20 protein-coding genes and 1 pseudogene are annotated in these 21,794 nt (G+C 33.7%); 10 read left to right on the top strand and 11 right to left on the bottom strand.

The window, feature by feature from the left end; translation table 11 throughout:
• From ABWO08_RS04515 to ABWO08_RS04500, 4 genes and pseudogenes are all read left to right on the top strand, one after another.
• A pseudogene (locus ABWO08_RS04515) lies at positions 1 to 357 on the top strand (radical SAM protein); the annotation flags it as partial.
• Positions 358 to 450: 93 nt separating this feature from the next.
• Positions 451 to 936 (top strand): acyl-CoA carboxylase biotin carboxyl carrier protein subunit, encoded by a 486-nt coding sequence (locus ABWO08_RS04510; RefSeq protein WP_324068836.1) that lies wholly within the window; start codon positions 451 to 453, stop codon positions 934 to 936.
• A gap of 110 nt (positions 937 to 1,046) precedes the next feature.
• Positions 1,047 to 2,486 (top strand): acetyl-CoA carboxylase biotin carboxylase subunit, encoded by a 1,440-nt coding sequence (locus ABWO08_RS04505; protein WP_353083866.1) that lies wholly within the window; start codon positions 1,047 to 1,049, stop codon positions 2,484 to 2,486.
• 42 nt (positions 2,487 to 2,528) lie between these two features.
• Positions 2,529 to 4,070: an acyl-CoA carboxylase subunit beta gene (locus ABWO08_RS04500; RefSeq protein WP_324068837.1), complete on the top strand. Its 1,542-nt coding sequence runs from the start codon at positions 2,529 to 2,531 to the stop codon at positions 4,068 to 4,070.
• A gap of 13 nt (positions 4,071 to 4,083) precedes the next feature.
• On the opposite strand, the gene ABWO08_RS04495 is transcribed toward ABWO08_RS04500, so the two are convergent.
• The 5 genes from ABWO08_RS04495 to ABWO08_RS04475 all read right to left on the bottom strand — a co-directional run bounded on the left by ABWO08_RS04495 (position 4,084) and on the right by ABWO08_RS04475 (position 8,201).
• The gene (locus ABWO08_RS04495; RefSeq protein WP_353083863.1) at positions 4,084 to 4,425 is read right to left on the bottom strand and encodes a DUF6787 family protein; all 342 of its coding nucleotides are present in this window, start codon (positions 4,423 to 4,425) and stop codon (positions 4,084 to 4,086) included.
• 3 nt (positions 4,426 to 4,428) lie between these two features.
• On the bottom strand, positions 4,429 to 4,860 hold the full coding sequence (locus ABWO08_RS04490) for a DUF6146 family protein (RefSeq protein WP_353083862.1): 432 nt from the start codon (positions 4,858 to 4,860) through the stop codon (positions 4,429 to 4,431).
• A 73-nt stretch (positions 4,861 to 4,933) separates the two neighbouring features.
• Positions 4,934 to 5,890: a D-2-hydroxyacid dehydrogenase gene (locus tag ABWO08_RS04485; protein WP_324068840.1), complete on the bottom strand. Its 957-nt coding sequence runs from the start codon at positions 5,888 to 5,890 to the stop codon at positions 4,934 to 4,936.
• Positions 5,891 to 5,923: 33 nt separating this feature from the next.
• A complete protein-coding gene (gene serC / locus ABWO08_RS04480) occupies positions 5,924 to 6,994 on the bottom strand; it encodes a 3-phosphoserine/phosphohydroxythreonine transaminase (RefSeq protein ID WP_353083861.1) in 1,071 nt (356 codons plus the stop codon).
• Positions 6,995 to 7,142: 148 nt separating this feature from the next.
• Positions 7,143 to 8,201, bottom strand: coding sequence for an acyl-CoA reductase (locus ABWO08_RS04475; protein WP_353083860.1), 1,059 nt, complete (start codon positions 8,199 to 8,201; stop codon positions 7,143 to 7,145).
• A 110-nt stretch (positions 8,202 to 8,311) separates the two neighbouring features.
• Here ABWO08_RS04475 and ABWO08_RS04470 point away from each other — a divergent pair, with 110 nt between their 5' ends.
• The 6 genes from ABWO08_RS04470 to ABWO08_RS04445 all read left to right on the top strand — a co-directional run bounded on the left by ABWO08_RS04470 (position 8,312) and on the right by ABWO08_RS04445 (position 17,766).
• Complete coding sequence (locus ABWO08_RS04470; RefSeq protein ID WP_026726242.1) at positions 8,312 to 8,662, top strand: 4Fe-4S dicluster domain-containing protein; 351 nt, start codon at positions 8,312 to 8,314, stop codon at positions 8,660 to 8,662.
• A 132-nt stretch (positions 8,663 to 8,794) separates the two neighbouring features.
• Entirely contained in the window at positions 8,795 to 9,994 is a 1,200-nt protein-coding gene (locus ABWO08_RS04465) for a peptidase associated/transthyretin-like domain-containing protein (RefSeq protein ID WP_353083859.1), read from the top strand.
• A gap of 91 nt (positions 9,995 to 10,085) precedes the next feature.
• Complete coding sequence (gene ychF, locus ABWO08_RS04460; RefSeq protein ID WP_353083858.1) at positions 10,086 to 11,180, top strand: redox-regulated ATPase YchF; 1,095 nt, start codon at positions 10,086 to 10,088, stop codon at positions 11,178 to 11,180.
• Positions 11,181 to 11,426: 246 nt separating this feature from the next.
• Positions 11,427 to 13,286 carry a DNA topoisomerase IV subunit B gene (locus tag ABWO08_RS04455; protein ID WP_353083857.1) on the top strand — a complete coding sequence of 620 codons (1,860 nt, stop codon included), beginning with the start codon at positions 11,427 to 11,429 and terminating at the stop codon, positions 13,284 to 13,286.
• Between the two features lie 34 nt (positions 13,287 to 13,320).
• A complete protein-coding gene (locus ABWO08_RS04450; RefSeq protein WP_353083856.1) occupies positions 13,321 to 16,029 on the top strand; it encodes a DNA gyrase/topoisomerase IV subunit A in 2,709 nt (902 codons plus the stop codon).
• 63 nt (positions 16,030 to 16,092) lie between these two features.
• Positions 16,093 to 17,766, top strand: a complete 1,674-nt coding sequence (locus tag ABWO08_RS04445; protein ID WP_353083855.1) for a formate--tetrahydrofolate ligase — start codon at positions 16,093 to 16,095, stop codon at positions 17,764 to 17,766.
• Positions 17,767 to 17,906: 140 nt separating this feature from the next.
• Here ABWO08_RS04445 and ABWO08_RS04440 read toward each other — a convergent pair whose 3' ends face one another.
• Genes ABWO08_RS04440 through ABWO08_RS04415 form a run of 6 tightly spaced genes read right to left on the bottom strand, consistent with a single transcriptional unit; the run spans position 17,907 to position 21,761 of the window.
• Positions 17,907 to 18,767 carry a TerC family protein gene (locus ABWO08_RS04440; protein ID WP_353083854.1) on the bottom strand — a complete coding sequence of 287 codons (861 nt, stop codon included), beginning with the start codon at positions 18,765 to 18,767 and terminating at the stop codon, positions 17,907 to 17,909.
• Positions 18,768 to 18,805: 38 nt separating this feature from the next.
• Positions 18,806 to 19,177 carry a DNA topoisomerase IV gene (locus tag ABWO08_RS04435; protein ID WP_353083853.1) on the bottom strand — a complete coding sequence of 124 codons (372 nt, stop codon included), beginning with the start codon at positions 19,175 to 19,177 and terminating at the stop codon, positions 18,806 to 18,808.
• A 4-nt stretch (positions 19,178 to 19,181) separates the two neighbouring features.
• On the bottom strand, positions 19,182 to 19,406 hold the full coding sequence (locus ABWO08_RS04430) for a DUF6095 family protein (RefSeq protein WP_353083852.1): 225 nt from the start codon (positions 19,404 to 19,406) through the stop codon (positions 19,182 to 19,184).
• A 9-nt stretch (positions 19,407 to 19,415) separates the two neighbouring features.
• Positions 19,416 to 20,231, bottom strand: a complete 816-nt coding sequence (gene murQ / locus ABWO08_RS04425; RefSeq protein ID WP_353083851.1) for an N-acetylmuramic acid 6-phosphate etherase — start codon at positions 20,229 to 20,231, stop codon at positions 19,416 to 19,418.
• A 52-nt stretch (positions 20,232 to 20,283) separates the two neighbouring features.
• On the bottom strand, positions 20,284 to 20,952 hold the full coding sequence (locus ABWO08_RS04420) for a ZIP family metal transporter (protein WP_353083850.1): 669 nt from the start codon (positions 20,950 to 20,952) through the stop codon (positions 20,284 to 20,286).
• Between the two features lie 47 nt (positions 20,953 to 20,999).
• The gene (locus ABWO08_RS04415) at positions 21,000 to 21,761 is read right to left on the bottom strand and encodes a class I SAM-dependent methyltransferase (protein WP_353083849.1); all 762 of its coding nucleotides are present in this window, start codon (positions 21,759 to 21,761) and stop codon (positions 21,000 to 21,002) included.
• Between the last annotated feature and the right edge of the window lie 33 nt (positions 21,762 to 21,794).

Below are 21,794 nucleotides of genomic sequence, written 5' to 3'. Positions count from 1 at the left end.
TTTATATCTAATTGTTTAGAAAAAGAACAAAGTTTCACTACAAAACCAAATGCAAAAGTTGTTTGGTTAGGAAAAAATCCGCAAGTTGAAACTTTTACAAAATCCAAAAAAGGAAATTCTTGGGAAATGATTAAATTAACGTTTCATAACAAAACGCATACATTTGATATAGTTTTAAATAAAACAGAAGGAGAATGGTTAGTTTCTGTATTAGAATTACTTTCAATTCAAGCAGAACATAAAATCACTTTTTCACAATTAAAAGCGAATTTTGAGAGTGAATTAGCTGATTTTGAATTGTTTTGGTATAGTAAACCTGTTCAAACTTTAAGGAAATCAGGGTTACTTTTGTTATAATTTAGCTATATTATTTTTACAAATTTTATGAGATTTATCATTTACGCAAACGTTTTCTTTTTGTAAGTTTACGTCAACTAAAAACAAACTCATATGGATGTCAATTATAGACTTTTAGTAAATAATACTACTTCGTTTGAAGTTACTGAAAGTGAAAGCACAAAATTAAACGCTGTTAAAGTTGCTGAAAGTAATTTTCATGTACTTAAAGATAGTAAGCCTTACAAAGCTGAAATAGTTTCAGCAGATTTTATTTCCAAAAAATATACGGTTAAAATAAACAATAATTCATACGAAGTTGTTATTTCTAATGCTTTAGATGAATTAATCAAAAGTATGGGAATTGAGCGAGGAAAAACTAAAGTGGTTAACGCTATCAAAGCGCCAATGCCTGGTTTAATTCTAGAAATCAGTGTTGAAGTTGGTCAAAGCGTAAAAGAAAACGATCCTTTATTAATTCTTGAAGCTATGAAAATGGAAAATAGTTTCCTTTCGCCACGTGATGGAGTTATCAAATCTATTGCGGTTGAAAAAGGGAATGCGGTAGATAAAGGACAATTATTAGTTGAATTTGAATAAAAAGTTTAAAGTTTCAAGTTATGGTTTTCAATTTTATATAGTGACTCATTTTAACTTTGAATACAAACTTTTTCAACCTGAAACCTGAAATAAAAATCAAGATGAAAGAAATTAAAAAAATATTAGTTGCCAATCGCGGAGAAATTGCTATTCGAGTAATGAAAACCGCCAAAAAAATGGGTATTAAAACCGTAGCTGTTTTTTCCACTGCCGATAGAAATGCTCTTCACGTAAAATATGCTGACGAAGCCGTTTGCATTGGAGAAGCAGCTTCAAGTCAATCTTACTTACGTGGTGATAAGATTATCGAAGTTTGTAAAGATTTAGGTGTGGATGCGGTTCATCCAGGTTATGGATTTTTAAGTGAAAATTCTTCTTTTGCAGAAGCATGTGAAAAAAATAATATCATTTTCATCGGACCAAAATCGAAAGCCATTGAAATGATGGGAAGTAAATTAGCAGCCAAAGAAGCGGTTATGAAATATGATATTCCCATGGTTCCTGGAGTAGATCATGCAATTATTGATGTAGAAGAAGCTAAAAAAACAGCAAAAGCAGTTGGTTTTCCAATTTTGATAAAAGCATCTGCTGGTGGTGGTGGAAAAGGAATGCGTGTGGTTGAAAAAGAAGAAGATTTTGAATCACAAATGAATCGTGCAATCAGTGAAGCAACTTCTGCTTTTGGAGATGGTTCTGTTTTTATTGAAAAATATGTAACCAAACCACGACATATCGAAATCCAAATTATGGCTGATAGTCATGGAAATGTATTGTATGTTTTTGAAAGAGAATGTAGTATTCAGCGTCGTCATCAAAAAGTGGTGGAAGAAGCACCTTCGTGCATTTTAACTCCTGAAAAACGTAAAGAAATGGGCGAAGCTGCTGTTAAAGTAGCTCGTGCTTGTGATTACCTTGGAGCTGGAACAGTTGAGTTTTTAATGGATGCCGATCACAATTTCTACTTTTTAGAAATGAATACACGTTTACAAGTAGAACATCCAGTTACAGAAATGATTTCTGGATTGGATTTAGTTGAATTGCAAATCCGTGTGGCTCGTGGTGAAGCTTTAGAGATTAAACAAGAAGATTTAAAAATTCACGGACACGCTATGGAACTTCGTGTATATGCTGAAGATTCTATGAATGATTTCTTACCAAATGTAGGTTTTTTAAGTACTTATAAATTACCTGAAGGCGAAGGAATTCGTGTGGATAACGGTATTGAAGAAGGAATGGATGTGCCAATTTATTACGATCCAATGCTTTCCAAATTAGTAACTTACGGAAAAACTCGCGAAGAATCTATCGAATTAATGATTAAAGCCATCGATAATTATCATGTAGAAGGCGTAGCAACAACTTTGCCTTTTGGAAAGTTTGTAATGGAGCACGAAGCATTTCGTTCTGGTGATTTTGATACCGGTTTTGTAAAAGCTTATTATGATGCCGAAAAACTAAAATCAAAATTAGATATTGAAGCAGAAATCGCAGCAATGATTGCATTACAAAAATACCTTGAAGACCAAAAAGTGTTACGATTACCAAATTAATTGGCACATCGACAAATTGTCTAATTGACTCATTGAAAGAAAATGGAAGATAAAATAAAAATATTAAACGATAAAATAGCTTTAGCCAAATTAGGTGGAGGCGAGAAACGAATAGCTTCGCATCATGCTAAAAAGAAATTAACTGCAAGAGAGCGAGTAGAATACCTTTTAGATGAAGGTTCTTTTGAAGAAATTGGTATGTTAGTAACTCACAGAACAACCGATTTTGGAATGGAAAAAGAAATCTATTATGGTGATGGTGTAATTACAGGTTATGGAACAATTAACGGTAGAGTTGTCTATGTATTTGCACAAGATTTTACGGTTTTTGGAGGTTCTTTATCAGAAACGCATGCTGAGAAAATCTGCAAAGTAATGGACATGGCTTTGAAAAGTGGTGCACCAATGATTGGACTAAATGATTCTGGTGGTGCTCGTATTCAAGAAGGAGTTCGTTCATTAGGTGGTTATGCTGATATTTTCTACAGAAATGTACAATCATCAGGAGTTATTCCGCAAATTTCTGCAATACTTGGGCCATGTGCTGGAGGAGCTGTTTATTCGCCAGCAATGACTGACTTTACCATGATGGTGGAAGGAAATAGTTATATGTTTGTTACGGGTCCAAATGTGGTAAAAACAGTTACAAACGAAGAAGTAACATCGGAAGAATTAGGAGGAGCAAGCACGCATTCAACTAAATCGGGTGTAGCGCATATTACATCTCCCAATGGCGTAGAATGTTTGGAAGATATTAAAAAATTATTGAGCTATGTTCCGCAAAACAACAGAGAAACAACGCCTAAAATACCTTATGTTTTAGGTGATGAAAAACGAGAAAAGTTAGATGCAATTGTTCCAGATAATGCGAATAAACCTTATGATATGCATGATGTTATTGCAAATATCATAGATGAAGATTCGTTTTTTGAAATTCACAAAGATTTTGCCGAAAATATCATCGTAGGTTTTGCCAGATTAGGTGGAAGAAGTATTGGAATTGTGGCTAATAATCCAAAATTTTTAGCGGGATGTTTAGATGTTAAATCATCTATTAAAGGTGCACGATTTGTCCGTTTTTGTGATTGTTTCAATATACCATTATTAGTATTAGAAGATGTACCAGGTTTCTTGCCAGGAACCGACCAAGAATGGAACGGAATTATTGTTCACGGAGCTAAATTATTATATGCATTTAGCGAAGCTACTGTTCCAAGAGTTACTGTGATTACTCGTAAAGCTTATGGTGGTGCTTATGATGTAATGAATTCAAAACACATTGGTGCTGATATGAATTTTGCATGGCCAGGAGCTGAAATTGCAGTAATGGGAGCAAAAGGAGCTTCTGAAATTATTTTCAAAAAAGAAATTAGTGAAGCCGCAGATCCAGCTGCTAAATTATTAGAAAAAGAAGCAGAATATGCAGAGTTATTTGCAAATCCATACACAGCTGCACAGCGCGGATTTATTGATGAGGTTATTTTACCTCATGATACGAGAAGAAAATTACTAAAAGCTTTTAGTATGCTAGAAAATAAAGTGGTTGATACACCCAAAAGAAAACACGGTAACATTCCGTTATAATAAGAAAGACCGACTAAATGTCGGTCTTTTGTTTTTTTAATTTGGAATCAACATAATTGGCTATAAAACCTAGTTTCATTCGATTTAGCATTTTCTTTTCAAATTCCCAAAAGAAAGTGAATTGACCGAAAATAAATCCCATTAAAACAAGTAAAACTTGATATATTGGAAAAATTAATATTATGCGTAAAACTCTGTACAGCCAATGCGGTTGAAACGTTTCAGGTATACCTATTAAGGTTAAAAATGGTTTAGCTAATTGTAACGAACTGAATCCAGTAATTGCAAATACGATAAAAATAACTATTAATTGCAAATTTGTGGTTACGTTCCAGCGTTCTTTTAATTTCTTCATAATTTAAATTCTTGGTGAAAATCCACCGAGTTTTTGATTGTTTTTGAGTTGGAAATAAACTAAATAATTGTAAAGCATATAATTAACTTCGTAACCGTAATTAATATTAGTTTCATAATTAATTGTCATTTCATATAAATTTGGATTGTATTGTGAAGATAGCATTGCTCTTCTGTTCCATTCCAATACCCAAACTCTGTTTCTCGATTCTAAATATGATTTAGAATAATAATTTCTTGGTTTTGCGTTACTATTAAACCAAGAAGAAAACCCAACATCAATTATTAAAACCTCGTACTCAATTTCTTTATTTGCTATGCGAATTGTATCACTTTCTAGTTGTGATTTTTCTTCAATTTTTTTCTTACTCTGAGAAGCATTACAAGCAACTAGAATTAAAAATCCACTAAAAAGAAGTACAATACTACGTTTCATAGCTTAAAATTAAGAGTATAAAGATAAAAAAAAGCACCAAATAAATTGATGCTTTTAATCATTAATGATAGTTTTAATTGTTTTTCAACAAACTTATAATTTGTTCTGCTAATTCAGTTCCAATTCTATCTTGAGCTTCACCTGTAGCGGCACCAATATGTGGTGTTAATGAAATTTTTGGATGCATTAAAATTTTAATTTCTGGAGTAGGTTCATTTTCAAAAACATCTAAACCAGCGAACAATACTTTGTTATTGTCTAAAGCTTCTACAAGAGCAACTTCATCAATAACACCACCACGCGCACAATTTACAATTCCTACACCATCTTTTAATTGAGCAAATTCTTCTTTTCCAATTACATATCCATCTTGAGCAGGAACATGTAATGTAATAAAGTCAGAATGTTTAAAAATATCTTCTAAAGGTTCTGTTTTTATATCAACATTAATAAATTGACCATTGTAAAAATCTACACGAATAATAGCTTCGCTCACAAATTTATCAGCAGCAACTACTTTCATTCCTAAACCAAGAGCCATTTTAGCAACTGCTTGGCCAATACGACCAAAACCAATAATCCCTAAAGTTTTACCTCTTAATTCAACTCCATTTGCATAGGCTTTTTTTAATCCTTCAAAATGGGTATCGCCTTCTAGTGGCATATTTCGGTTAGAATCATGTAAAAAACGTACCCCAGTAAATAAATGTGCAAATACTAATTCGGCTACACTTTCAGAAGAAGCAGCAGGTGTGTTAATTACATGTAATCCTTTTTCACGAGCATAAGTAACATCAATATTATCCATTCCAACACCACCACGACCAATTATTTTTAGTCCTGGACAAGCATCGATAATGTCTTTACGCACTTTTGTTGCACTTCTAACTAAAATAACTTTTACATCATGGGTATTGATGTAGTTAGCCACTTGTTCTTGTGCTACTTTTGTTGTAATTACTTCAAAACCTCCTTTTTCTAAAGCTTTGATACCGCTTTTTGAAATTCCGTCGTTTGCTAATACTTTCATTCTATATATTTTTATTCTACTAATAACTAGTTACTAAATTTTATTTTCTAATTCTTTCATTACATCAACTAACACTTGAACACTTTCAATTGGTAAAGCATTATACATGGAAGCACGATATCCACCTACCGAACGATGTCCAGCTAAACCTGAAATACCTGCAGCTTTCCACATACTGTCAAATAATGCTTCATGTTCTGGATTTACTAAAACAAATGTTGGATTCATATTTGAACGATCTTTAGTTGCAGCAACTCCTTTAAATAAAGGGTTTCTGTCGATTTCTGAATATAATAAAGCTGCTTTAGCTTCATTTATTTTTTCAATTGCTGCAATACCACCTAATTTTTTTAACCATTGTAAAGTTAGAAGTGAAGCATAAATTGGAAACACTGGAGGTGTGTTATACATGCTCTCTTTTGAAATATGTTGTTGGTAGTCTAACATACTTGGAATTGTTCTTCCAGTTTTGCCTAAAATTTCTTCTTTAACAACAACTAGAGTTGCGCCAGCGGGTCCCATATTTTTTTGCGCTCCAGCATAAATTAAATCAAATTTTGAAAAATCTAAAACGCGTGAAAAAATATCAGAACTCATATCGCAAACTAAAGGAACATTTACAGTAGGAAACGATTTCATTTGTGTTCCAAAAATGGTGTTGTTACTCGTACAATGAAAATAACTTGCATCACTTGGAATTGAATAATCTTTTGGAATATGATTGTAGTTTTCTGCTTTAGATGATGCAACAACTATAGTTTCTCCAAAATGTTTCGCTTCTTTAGTAGCACTATTTGCCCATGTCCCAGTATCTAAATAAGCAGCTTTTCCATCTACTTTCATCAAATTGTATGGAACCATTAAGAATTCTAAACTGGCTCCACCCGCTAAGAATAAGGCTTGATATCCTTTGCCTTCTAATCCTAAAAGTTCTAGAACTAAGGCTCTCGCTTCATCCATTACTGCAACAAAATCTTTGCTTCGGTGTGAAATTTCTAAAATTGATAAGCCAGAATTATTGAAATCTAAAATAGCTTGCGCTGATTTTTCAAAAACTTCTTGAGGAAGTATGCATGGACCAGCACTGTAGTTGTGTTTTTTCATTGTTGTGGTAGTAGTTATTTTTGAATATTTTTTTAAAACGACAAATTTCGTAAATAACAAATAAATATCATCCTTTAATTTGATAATAATTCTATAATATTATTAACGAAAACGTTTTATTATTAGGTAATAATTATTAAAAATGAAATTATATTTTTGATAAAAAGGCTAAAGTATCAACATTGTCTGCGTAATCCCAAAGTTTAGGCTGTTGTGTTTGTCCAAAAGCAACAGAATTTTGAGCAAAACAATTAGAGACGATGCATTGAATTTGTTCAGTTTCAGTTAGTAATCGAGAATTTAATTCCTCTAAATTATCATAGAATTCATAAAATACAGAAGAAATAGGGGATGCGTAACTACTATCTTCTTTGATTGTTAAAAATTCATTATCTAATAATTGAAAGTTACTCATTAAGAAAACCGCTTTATTGTAATCATAATTATTAGCATATTTTTCATATTTGATTACATCGCGGTATTCATACATCGCTTTGAAGAAGTTGTCAAAATTATAACCTTTAGGAACAAAAAGTTTAGAAACATTTCTACAACCTAATCCAAAATATCTAAAAATATCTTCGCCTAATAGCACTAAATCTTCAAATGATTCTTCTCCATTTAAAATAGCTACAGAATTTCTGTTTTTACGAATAATACTTGGTTTATCTTTAAAGTAATATTCAAAATATCTAGCGGTATTATTACTTCCTGTTGCAATAACAGCATCAAAACCTTCTAATTTACCTTCAACAAACGTTATTTTTGAGTTAAGTTTTGGTTCTATAGCAATCAAATATTTTGCTAAAAATTTTAATAAATATTGATCGTTTGATGATGTTTTTACCAATACATCATGCCTAGAAATTAATACCGAAAGAAAATCATGAAAGCCTACTAAGGGAATATTTCCAGCTAAAACTAGTCCTACTTTTTTAGTGGTTGTATTGGAGAAATCATATGGATTTATCCAGTTATTTAAGTTGTCTTCCGTTAATGCTTTTGCCCATGATTGAATGCTAAAGTAAACGTGTTCAGGGGTAAACCAGCCATTATGCGATTGTGAAAGAGTTATTAAATCTTCAAAATCGTGAAAGAACAAATCGTTTTGTAAAACCGAAGCTTTTTTTGTATTTCTGTCTTCAGAAAATTGACGCAAGAAATTTCCTAATTCAACAAAACTCGATTTTATTTCAATTTGTAACATTTGTAACTTGTTTATATTTGGTTTACATTGTATTTTTGTAGCGCAAAATTAATCATTATATTAGAATATCAAGTTTTTCTGAATTCTAATTTCTAAACATAAAAGCAAACATGGCAATTATAATAACAGACGAGTGTATCAACTGCGGGGCTTGTGAGCCTGAGTGTCCAAATACAGCAATTTATGAAGGCGCTGATGATTGGAGATGGAAAGATGGTACAAAATTAAGCGGAAAAGTAATTTTACCCGATGGGACAGAAGTTGATTCCGATGCGGCTCAAACTCCAATTTCTGATGATATTTATTACATAGTTCCTGGAAAATGTACCGAATGTAAAGGGTTTCATGAAGAACCACAATGTGCTGCGGTTTGTCCAGTAGATTGTTGTGTGCCAGATGATAATCATGTGGAGAGCGAAGAAACGTTATTAAACAGACAATCATTTTTACATAACGAATAATCGTTTTTAAAATCAATAATCAAAGAGAATTTTCAATAGAAAGTTCTCTTTTTTGTTTTATAGCCATAAAAAATAGGATTAGAAGTGTGTTTTTGACATTTTTTCGTTAAATTTGATAGATAGCAAATTTTTATGATAAAAAAACTTACTTTTTTATTCTTATTTTTTTCTTCGATGGTTTTCTCACAAAGTATCGAATATACAATTATTGTAAAAGATTTTGATACAGATTTGCCTATAGAAGAAGTAACCATAACTGCTTTAAGAACACGACAAGGATTTTTAACTAATAAAGACGGGAAAGCATTTGTTAGTTTAACTAAAAGTTCTGATTTGGAATTTATTCATTCGTCTTATAAAACCATTGTTATTAAAATAGCCACATTAAATAAAAATGAAAATGTGGTCTTTATGGAGCCTAATACACAACAACTCGAAGAATTCATTGTCACAAAAGATCATCCCCAACAAATTTTAAAGAGAATTGTTGAAAATTCTAAAGATAAAATTACAATCCCGATGAATTTAAAAATCTATTTACGGGAGTTTTATAAACGAGATAATGAAATAGTTTTTTTTAACGATGGATTGATTAATTTTCAAATACTTGGAAATGAAAATAATATTAAAACAGATATTTTAGTAGAACAAAATAGAGCCGTTGGAGTTTTAGATGGAGACATTTATCCCAATATTTTAGGATATGATTTAAACAATATTATTGAAAATTATTATCAGTTTAAATATTTAGATGAAGTACTTGATAATAGTGCTAAGAAAACACATGATTTTTCCATTAAAACATATCCTTCAAATGAAGATTATTTAGTGATTAAAATTGTTCCATTTCCAGAATATCAAGGGATTCTATCCGATTTTATTATTGTGTATGATAGTAATAAAAAAATAATTGTTGAGTTGAGTTCTTATGTTTCCTCAGAAAGACTTCAAAAGTATAAAGAGAGCATGTTTGCTAGTCGAAAAGTCTATAAATTAGAATTTAAAAACACATTTCGATTGGATGGTGATGTTTACTATTTAGCCAATTCAAAAGAAGTAATTGGTTTTGAAAAACGCTACAAGAAAAAAGATCGAAGAATAGAAGTGAAAAATCACATGGTTATTACAGATTTCGATAAACAGCCTTTTGAATACAATGATAAAAATATATTTAAAGGAAAATCTCTAATCAATAAGAAAACTTCTTTTTTTACGAATTATTGGGATGTTGAATCAGGTTTTGTTTCTACTGCAGAAGAGAAAGCGGTTATAGAAAGTCTAGGAAAAGCAAAAGAAGATATTCAAAGCGAAGAGCAAAATCCTAAAGAATAATTAAGCAATCTAAATGAACTCCTTTTATTTAATACTTTGATACTAATTAGGATTAAAGTATATTTGCGCACTTTTAAAAAATACATTCAGAATGAAAGCAGGAATTGTAGGATTGCCAAATGTTGGAAAATCAACTTTATTTAATTGTTTATCAAACGCTAAAGCGCAGAGTGCTAACTTTCCGTTTTGTACTATAGAACCAAATATTGGTGTGGTAAACGTTCCAGATCCACGTATTGCTCGTTTAGAGGAATTGGTGAAGCCAGAGCGTGTTCAAATGGCAACAGTAGATATCGTAGATATTGCCGGTTTGGTAAAAGGAGCAAGTAAAGGAGAAGGTCTTGGAAATCAATTCTTAGGAAACATTAGAGAGTGTAATGCAATTATTCATGTTTTGCGTTGTTTTGATAACGACAATATCGTGCACGTTGACGGTAATGTAAATCCGGTCCGTGATAAAGAAACGATTGATATCGAGTTGCAATTAAAAGATTTAGAAACTGTTGAAAAACGTTTAGAAAAAGTAAATCGTGCAGCAAAAACCGGAAATAAAGAAGCTCAAGTAGAAAAAGCATTATTGGATCGAATTCGTGAAGCATTATTGCAAGCAAAATCAGCAAGAACCGTAGTTCCTCAAAATAATGATGAGGAAGAGTTAATGCAAGATTTTCAGTTAATTACCAATAAGCCAGTATTATATGTTTGTAATGTAGATGAGTCAGCGGCAGTTAATGGAAATAAATATGTAGATCAAGTTCGTGAATTAGTTAAAGACGAACAAGCGGAAGTTATTGTACTTTCAGTAGGAGCTGAGGCTGATATTACCGAGTTAGAAAGCTACGAAGAGCGTCAAGTTTTCTTAGAGGATATGGGACTTTCAGAGCCAGGATCTGCGGTATTAATTCGTGCAGCATACAAACTATTGAAATTACAAACGTACTTCACTGCAGGGGTAAAGGAAGTTCGCGCTTGGACGATTAACATCGGAGATACCGCTCCAAAAGCGGCCGGAGTTATTCATACCGATTTCGAAAAAGGATTCATTCGTGCTGAGGTTATTGCCTACGAAGATTTCTCAAATTTTGGTTCGGAATCTAAAGTAAAAGAAGCTGGTAAATTGCGTGTAGAAGGAAAAGAATACATCGTAAAAGATGGTGATGTGATGCATTTCCGTTTTAACGTTTAGTCATTTCTCAAAACGAAATAATCACTTAAAATAAATCAAAAACCGCAAAAGAAATTTTGCGGTTTTTTTATGTGTTTTTTTTCTTCAAACTTCTCTCTTTCAGATTCAAAAATTGTCAAAAACATTCTTAATAACTTCTCTAAATCTCCTTTTTAATACTGTCGAAATTCAGTAAATTAGCAAATCGGATACTTATCCTGTAAGACCAATCCGAACAGCACGCAATTAAATTCGATTTATTTAAAAATGGCAGAACAAGATCAATATACCGAAGACAATATACGCTCACTCGATTGGAAAGAACATATCCGAATGCGTCCCGGAATGTACATTGGAAAACTTGGTGATGGATCTTCTCCCGATGATGGAATTTATATTCTTTTAAAAGAAGTTATCGATAACTGTATCGATGAGTTCGTCATGGGTGCCGGAAAAGTGATTGAAGTTACCATCAAAGATAAACTGGTTACCGTTCGCGATTATGGTCGTGGAATTCCTTTAGGGAAAGTGGTGGATGTAGTTTCCAGAATGAATACCGGAGGTAAATACGATTCTAAAGCTTTTAAAAAATCGGTTGGGTTAAATGGAGTGGGTACCAAAGCGGTGAATGCTTTGTCGAACTATTTCCGAGTTGAATCTGTTCGAGATAACCAACAAAAAGCAGCTGAATTTTCTGAGGGAAATTTAGTTTTAGAAGAAGAAATTGTTGAGTCTACCAAAAGAAAAGGCACCAAAGTTGCCTTTGTAGCCGATGAGGTTATTTTCAAAAAATACAAATACCGTAATGAGTATGTAGTTAAAATGCTCAAAAATTATTGTTATCTAAATCGCGGATTAACAATATACTACAACGGAGAAAAATATGTCTCTGATTTTGGATTGAAAGATTTATTAGAAGAAACAATCACTGAAGATGACATGCAATATCCGATTATTCACTTGGAAGGTGATGATATTGAAATAGCATTAACGCACAGTAAATCACAATATTCAGAGGAGTATCATTCGTTTGTAAACGGACAAAATACAACTCAAGGAGGAACGCACTTAAATGCCTTTCGTGAAGCGGTAGTAAAAACTATTCGTGATTATTACAATAAAGGTTTTGAAGCTTCTGATATTAGAAAATCAATAGTTTCTGCTGTTTCAATTAAAGTGGAAGAGCCGGTATTTGAATCGCAAACCAAAACCAAATTAGGGTCGAACGACGTAGGCCCAAACGGACCAACAGTTCGTACTTTTATTCATGATTTTATCACAACCAAATTAGATAACTTCTTGCATAAGAACCCGGAGACAGCCGATTTGCTTTTGCGTAAAATTCTGCAAGCAGAACGCGAAAGAAAAGAACTTTCCGGAATTCGAAAATTAGCCAAAGATCGTGCTAAAAAATCGAGTTTACACAACAAGAAACTTCGTGATTGTAGAGTGCATTTAACCGATGCCAAAAACCCAAGAAGTTTAGAAAGTACCCTTTTTATTACCGAGGGAGATTCGGCTTCGGGATCAATTACCAAGAGTAGAGATGTGAATACGCAAGCGGTTTTTAGTTTGCGTGGTAAGCCTTTGAATTCGTATGGAATGACCAAGAAAATCGTATACGAAAACGAAGAGTTTAATTTGCTTCAAGCGGCATTAGATATTGAAGAAAGTATTGAAGATTTGCGTTATAATAACATTGTAATTGCTACCGATGCCGATGTCGACGGGATGCACATTCGCTTGCTGTTAATCACTTTTTTCTTGCAATTTTTTCCAGAGATGATCAAAGAAGGACATTTGTATATTTTGCAAACACCTTTGTTTAGAGTTCGAAATAAAAAAGAAACCATCTATTGCTACAGCGAAGAAGAGCGCGTAAATGCTATCGAAAAATTAAAGCCAAAGCCTGAGATTACACGATTTAAAGGATTGGGAGAAATATCACCTGATGAGTTTAAGAATTTCATTGGAGAAAGCATTCGTTTAGATCCTGTAATGTTGGACAAAGCTACTTCTATTGAAACATTATTGGAATTCTATATGGGTAAAAATACACCAGACAGACAAAACTTTATCATTAATAATTTGAAAGTTGAAGTAGATAAAGTCGAAGAATTAGCCTAAACACACTATATAATTACTGAAATAGTCAGCATAAATGAAAGACGAAGAAGAAGATAATATTGAAGAAACTAATGACGAGTTGGACGAAGCAACCCAAGAGGAAACTTTTGAGGAAGGTTTTGAAGACATAGTTTCTACAGGCGGAAATCATTTTTACGAAAACGACGAAAACCCCGAAGACACCATTACCAAAGTTACAGGAATGTACAAAGATTGGTTTTTGGACTATGCGTCGTATGTAATTTTGGAGCGTGCCGTACCTGCTATTGAAGACGGATTTAAGCCGGTTCAGCGCCGTATTATGCATTCTTTGAAGGAGTTGGATGATGGCCGTTACAACAAAGTTGCCAATGTAGTGGGGCATACCATGCAGTACCATCCCCACGGAGATGCGAGTATTGGAGATGCAATGGTGCAAATTGGTCAAAAAGAATTATTAATTGATTGTCAAGGTAACTGGGGAAATATACTAACTGGTGATAGCGCTGCGGCATCGAGATACATTGAAGCACGTTTGTCAAAATTTGCTTTAGAAGTTTTGTATTCTCCAAAAATCACCGATTGGGGAGTTTCCTATGATGGACGTCGTGCAGAACCAAATAATTTACCAGTAAAATTCCCATTATTATTAGCCCAAGGTGCCGAAGGAATTGCGGTTGGTCTTTCTACCAAAGTCTTACCTCATAACTTTAATGAGTTAATTGATGCTTCGGTTAAGATTTTAAAAGGGAAGCCGTTTACTATATATCCTGATTTTCAAACTGCCGGTATTGCCGATGTTTCCAATTATAATGATGGAATGCGTGGCGGACGTGTTCGTGTTCGTGCCAAAATTGCACAACTCGACAAGCAAACTTTGGTCATTACTCAAATTCCGTTTTCAACAAATACCTCTTCATTGATTGATAGTATTTTGAAAGCCAACGAAAAGGGTAAAATCAAAATCAAGAAAATTGAAGACAATACTGCGGCTGAAGTTGAAATCCTGATTCATTTATTTCCTGGGGTTTCCCCCGATAAAACAATTGATGCCTTATATGCATTTACAGGTTGCGAAACTTCGGTGGCGCCTTTGGGATGTGTTATTGAAGACAATAAGCCTTTGTTTATTGGAGTTTCTGCTATGTTGAAAATTTCAACAGAACGAACCGTTCAACTGTTAAAAGCTGAGTTGGAAATTCAACTGGAAGAGCTTAAAAATAAATGGCATTTTTCAACTTTGGAAAAAATATTCATTCGCGAAGAAATGTATATTGACTTCAAATTGTATTCTGATAGGGAAACGCTTTATGGATACATGTACAAACGTTTTGAGCCTTTTATTAAATCTTTTGTAAGGGATATTAATGATGAAGATTTACAGAAGTTGACTCAAATTCCGATGATTCGTATCACCCGTTTCGACTCTGATAAAGCAGATGATTTCATTGCTAAGTTGGAAGACGAAATGAAGGAGGTGCAACACCATTTAGACAATCTTATCGATTTTGCAATTGATTATTTCGTCAAATTAAAAGAGAAATACGGAAAAGGTAGAGAACGTCAAACGGAGTTGCGAAGTTTCGAAAATATCGAAGCAACCAAAGTGGTTTTAAGAAACACCAAACTCTATGTAAATAAAGAGGAAGGCTTCTTTGGAACTGGTTTAAAAAAAGACGAATATGTTGCCGATTGCTCGGATATTGATGATGTGATTGTTTTCTTGAGAGATGGTAAAATAATGATCTCTAAAGTTGATGATAAGAAGTTTGTAGGTAAAGACATCATTCATATTGCGGTATTTGATAAAAACGATAAACGTACCATTTACAACATGATTTATCGTGATGGTAAAAATGGTTCAACCTTTATAAAACGATTCAATGTTTCGGGTGTTACGCGGGATAAATTTTATGATTTAACTCAAGAAAAACCCGGTTCACAAGTGTTGTATTTTTCTGCAAATCCGAATGGTGAAGCAGAAGTAGTTACCATATTACTGCGTCAAGTTGGTAGTGTGAAAAAACTGAAATGGGATGTTGATTTTACCGATATTGCTATTAAAGGGCGTGCCTCAAGAGGAAATACAGTTACGAAATATCCAATCAAGAAAATCGAATTAAAAGAGAAAGGAATTTCTACTTTGCGTCCAAGAAAAATTTGGTTTGATGACACTGTTCAGCGTTTGAATGTAGATGGAAGAGGTGAATTGTTAGGTGAATTTAGACCCAATGATCGCTTGTTGATTATCAATCAAACAGGTAAATTGAAAACAATTATTCCCGAGTTGACTACGCATTTTGATGAAGATATGATTGTTTTAGAAAAATGGAATCCGAAGAAACCAATTTCTACGATTTATTATGACGGAGAAAAAGAGCGTTATTTTATAAAACGCTTCTTGGTAGAAAATGAAAACAAGGAAGAGATTTTTATTACCGAACATGAAAAATCCCAATTGGAAATCGTTTCAACCGATTGGAGACCTGTTGCTGAGGTAGTTTTCACCAAAGTAAAAGGAATTCAGAAAGAAAATCAAACGATCGATTTAGAACAATTTATTGCCGTAAAAGGAATTAAAGCACTAGGAAATCAATTGACAACAGATAAATTAAAACAAGTTAATTTATTAGAATCGCTTCCTTTTGAAGAGCCTGTTGAAAAAGTTCCAGAAGAGATAGAAGTAATTGGTGAAGAATCTATTTCGGAAGATATTAAAACCGAATTTGATGAAGACGGCCAAATAACACTTAGTTTAGAATAATAAAATCTGCAAGGAACATCCTTGCAGATTTTCTTTTACAACCTACCTCAAAATTAATTTAAAATGTCAAATTTCCCATCCGATATTGAAATAGCGCAAAGCGCAACTTTACAACACATTCGTGCAATTGCAGAAAAAATTAACATCACCGAAGACGATTTAGAATACTACGGAAAGTATAAGGCCAAGTTACCTTTAGAACTTCAAGATGAAAAGCCAAAAGGAAAATTAATCTTGGTTTCGGCACTTTCGCCAACAAAATACGGTGAAGGCAAAACCACCATGTCTATTGGTTTAACAGATGGATTAAATTATATTGGTAAAAAAGCAATTGCCGCTTTGCGCGAACCCTCGTTAGGACCTGTTTTTGGAATGAAAGGTGGTGCTGCTGGTGGTGGTTATGCTCAAGTGGTTCCAATGGAGGATATAAATTTGCATTTTACGGGTGATTTTTCGGCTATTGAAAAAGCCAATAATTTATTATCGGCGGTGATTGATAACAATCTTCAAAATCCAAAATATTCGTTGAATTTAGATCCGAAATCTATTGCATGGAAACGCGTGATGGATATGAATGATCGTTCGTTACGCCAAATTATTATTGGAGTAGGAGCTAAAGCCAACGGAACGATGCGCGAAGATGGTTTTAACATTACTCCGGCTTCAGAAGTAATGGCGATCTTGTGTCTTTCCAAAGATATGGAAGACCTAAAATTGCGCTTAGGAAATATATTTGTTGGAAAAACCTTGGATGGAAAAGCCATTTTTGCCCGCGATTTGAATGTGGTGGGAGCCATGGCTGTTTTACTTAAAGATGCATTGAAACCTAATTTAGTGCAAACCCTTGAAGGGAATCCGGCTATTTTGCACGGCGGACCTTTTGCTAGTATTGCGCAAGGAACGAATACGGCGATAGCAACCAAAATGGGACTTTCACTGGGTGATTTTGTCGTGACCGAAGCAGGATTTGGAGCTGACTTAGGTGCTGAAAAGTTTTTACATATTAAATGCGAACAATCCGGATTGAAGCCGGATGCAGTAGTTCTAGTAGCTACCATTAGAGCGATTAAACACCATGCTGGTTTGAGTGCCGAAGAGTTTAAAACCGAAAATGTTCCAGCTATAGCCAAGGGATTTTGCAACCTTGATAAGCATATTGAAAACATGCAAAAGTTTGGATTAAATCCAGTGGTATGTATCAACGCATTTCCGGATGATACCGAAGCCGAATATGCTGCTTTGAAAGCCTTGTGTTTAACTAAAGGTGTGACCGCTATTGTGAGCACGGCATTTTCTGTGGGAGGTAAAGGATCGGCGGAATTGGCAACGCAAGTAATTGCTGAAATTGAAAGTGGCAAAGCCAATTTCAAACCTTTATACCAAAAAGAAGATTCGATAGAACATAAAATAATAACAGTTGCAAAAGAGATTTATGGTGCTTCGGCAGTGGAGTTTTCGCCTAAATCAAAAACGCAGTTAAAAATGATTAATGAGTTAGGGTTTGGTGATTTTTCGGTTTGTATGGCTAAAACACCGGCTAGTTTTTCGGATAATGAAAAATTAATTGGTCGCCCAATCAATTTTGTTATTACCGTTCGAGAATTTGAAATTGCCAGTGGTGCCCGATTTATCGTGCCTTTACTTGGCGATGTAATGCGCATGCCTGGTTTACCAGCGGTTCCTAATGCAGAACGAATTGATATTGATGCAGATGGTAAAATTATTGGTTTGTCTTAGAATTAAGATTTTAAAATACAATGTTTACTAATTAGCCCCGATAGTAATGAAAACAAAAATGTCCCGATTGTTTCGGGACATTTTTTGTTGTAATGTATAGCGGGAAATACCATTGCTGATAAGTCCCAAATGATTGGCTACTAATTATTAATATTGGTATCTTTTAGATTGTCATCAATGATTTCGTTGTTGTGTAGCTGAACAGGTTTGCTGTTTTTGCGCACTTTGATGTTGAGAAATTCCACAAACAAGGAGAAGAAAATAGCAAAATACAAATAGCCTTTCGGGATGCTGGTAACCTCTACATCGTTGCCAAAACGGAAGTGTGCCAAGTGCGAACCTTCGGCAAGCAACATCACTCCAATTAAGATTAGGAACGACAATCCAAGTATTTGAATGGTAGGGTGTTCGTTAACGAATTTAGAAACTGGTCCCGCAAAAATCATCATAATTGCTATTGAAATTACTACTGAAAGTATCATGATTTCAATAGCTCCTGTTGGGCCAAATCCACCTTCTGCAGGGCTTTTCATGCTAATCATTCCGATTGCAGTTAAGATACTGTCAAATGAAAAGACAATGTTTAATAAGGCAATTTGGATAATGGCATTGGATAGGCCAGAGGCCGATTTTCCTTTGGTTCCTTCTTCTTCGCCTTCCATTTTGTGGTGAATTTCAGAAACCGATTTATATAATAAAAACAAGCCTCCACCAAAAATAATTAAACTCTGACCGGTTACATGGGCTTCAAAAAATCCAAAGTTGACATGGAATAAGGTTTCCTGCAAACTCAGTACCCAAGTGATTCCAAACAACAATATGATTCGGAAAACCATAGCAAGTGCTAAACCTATTTTTCGTGCTTTGGGTTGTTCTTTTTCTGGAAGTTTCCCTGAAACAATAGATAAAAAAACAATATTATCTATTCCTAAAATGATTTCTAAGAACGTAAGTGTAAGTAGTGCGACCCAAGCATTAGGGTTGGAAATTAATTCTGTCATGATTGCTATTTGAAAATGTATAAAGTAGTTTTACGAGATTAATTAGTTTTTGTTACAGTTCCCATTTGTTTTTTTGATTCTCCAACAAACGAATATTCAAAAGTATAGGTTTTGCCTTTGGTAGAAAGAATTCGCATGCTAATGGCTTTTTTCTCTGCTCTATTTCGAGGCTTTAGTTTTTGAAGAATAAATTCATAGTCGTTTACCCAACGAACTGAAGCGGTATCGGTTCTTTCGTGATATGTTTCAATTTGAAGGTTTTCTGTTCTTGTAAACAAAGTAATTTCTTTTTTGCCATTTACAACTTGTTCAAATCGAAAGGTACCTGTTTTAAATTCTTTTGGATTGCATTCCACTTGCTTTTGGCATGAGAAAAGAGAAAGGGTTAAAAGAAATAGAAGTTTTTTCATAATGTTATTTATCATTGAATAAAGCATCAGTAATTGTTTTTATTCCTTTAAACGCTAAAAAAACAGAAGTGATACATATGGCACAACCAATAACTAAAACCAAATAATGCCAGTTATTTTGCTTATTCATTAATGCGTTATAAAAAACACTTGGCCCCATAAACATTAGGGGTAAGGCTCCAAAAAGGTATTTGATTCCTTTTGCTAATAATTCTTTGTTAGTTGCCATATAGTGTGTTTATTTTGAATTATAATGGTCTACTGCTTTTCGAACGCTACCATTTTCAAGTAACAATTCGCTTGCTTTTTCATAGGTTACCGGAATCTCGCTCATAATCATTTTCACACCACGATCTACTAATTTGTAATTACTCAATTGCATATCGACCATTTTGTTTCCTTTTACTTTTCCGAGTTGAATCATCGTAGAAGTCGAAATCATATTTAAAACTAATTTTTGAGCTGTTCCTGCTTTCATTCTAGAACTTCCAGTTACAAACTCTGGTCCAACAACCACAACGATTGGTGCATTTGCCAATAAAGCCAACGGACTTCCTTCGTTGCACGTAATGCATCCTGTAAGAATGTTATTTTCATTGCATTTTGTTAATCCGCCAAGGACATAAGGAGTGGTTCCAGAAGCTGCAATTCCGATGACCACATCGTTAGAACCAATATTATGCTCTTGCAAATCAATCCAAGCTTGTGTGTTATTGTCTTCGGCATTTTCAACGGCACGGCGAATGGCTTGATCACCACCGGCTATGATTCCGTTTACCAAATCAAATGTAACTCCAAAAGTAGGAGGACATTCGGAAGCATCCACAATTCCTAATCTTCCTGATGTGCCTGCACCAATATAAAAAATTCGTCCGCCCAATTTCATTTTTTCTACCACTTTCGTTACCAAAGCTTCAATTTGCGGTAACGCTTTTTCAACGGCTAATGGTACGGTTTTGTCTTCGTTATTAATGTTATGCAACAATTCCGAAACCGACATTTTTTCTAAATGCTCGTATTTGGAAGATTGTTCGGTAGTTTTTGTAAAATTCATTTTTATAGTATAAGATTCTATGGTACTAAGATAACTAGTTTTTGGTTATAAATTAAACAAAACAAGCCAATACAATTCCTAATACAATCATAGATATTTTGGCAATATTAAATTTATGTCCTTCACTGCTTTCAAAAATAATTGTGGAAGAAATATGAAATAAAATTCCAATTACAACTGCAGTTATTTCGGTATAATATTCATTTAAAATTGGGAATGTGTCCGACACTAAAGTTCCTAATGGCGTCATTACTGCAAAGGCTAACATAAATATAAACAAAGCGGTTTTATTAAGTTCGGCCTGAATGAAAAAGGCAGTTAAAATTAGCGCAATAGGGAAGTGGTGTATGGCAATTCCGATAGCTAAATTGTGGTGGTGTCCAACAGGAAAACCTTCCAGCAAAGCGTGAATACACAAACTAATAAATAAAAGCCAAGGCATTTGAGTTAGTTTGTCGTGCCCGTGCACATGCCCGTGTTCAGCACCTTTTGAGAAAAATTCCAATATAATTTGAAATAAAATACCTATCATAATGAAAATCCCCACTTTGACATTTACGCTTTCATAAACCTCTGGCAGCAAATGCATCACAGTTATAGAAAGTAAGAACGATCCACTAAATGCCAATAGCAATTTTAGATTCTTTTTGTCTTGAGGTTTTAACCAAAGCGCTATAGAGAATCCAAGTAAAACAGATAATAAGGGTAAAATATAATTCATATTTTTATATTCTTTATTTTAAAGTCATCCTGAGCTTGTCGAAGGACTTATTTAAAAATCATAATTAATCGTTCGCTGTCCTTCTTATGGTATTTTTTTAATTTATAGTCACCAAAAGTATCCAATAAGTAAATTCCGGCTTGTTCCATCATTTGTTTGAAGTCATCAAGAGTTAAGGCTCTTACTTTTTCGGTAAAATGAAATTCTTGACCTTTATCTTTGAAATTAATTTCTTTAATGATGTAACCGTCTAATAAGTAACGTTTTAAATTAAAATCAATTCCATCTACCGATTTAATTTCTTCGGCAACTAGATTATCTAAAACACAAGGCACATTCATAAAGTCAATTACAGCAAATCCATATTCCGAAAGGTTTTCTTTTATAGCAATTAAGGTTTTTAAGTTGTCTTTCTCTTGTTCGAAATAACCAAAACTAGTAAACAAGTTAAATACGGCATCAAACTTATCTTCTAGAGGTTCACGCATATCGTGCACCTTGAAATTTAAGTTGTCATTTGCATTGTTATTGGCAATTTCAATACTATTTTCAGACAAGTCAACTCCTAAAACAGTAAACCCCAATTGATTAAGGTAAATAGAATGACGCCCTTTTCCGCAAGCTAAATCCAATACTTTGGCGTTTTCGGGTAAGTTTAGGTAATGGGTTAAATTATCCATAAAAACCTGAGCTTCACGGTAATTTCTGTCTTTATATAGAATGTGATAATACGGTGTATCAAACCAAGAGGCAAACCAAGAAGTTTGTTGGTCGTCGGTTTGAGAGGGTTGATTTGAGATTTTTGACATTAATTCTTGTGCATAAAATTCGTAACGCACAAA

The sequence above is a fragment of the Flavobacterium sp. genome (assembly GCF_040383245.1).
Lineage (GTDB): Bacteria > Bacteroidota > Bacteroidia > Flavobacteriales > Flavobacteriaceae > Flavobacterium.
This window is presented reverse-complemented; position numbering and strand designations above follow the sequence as displayed.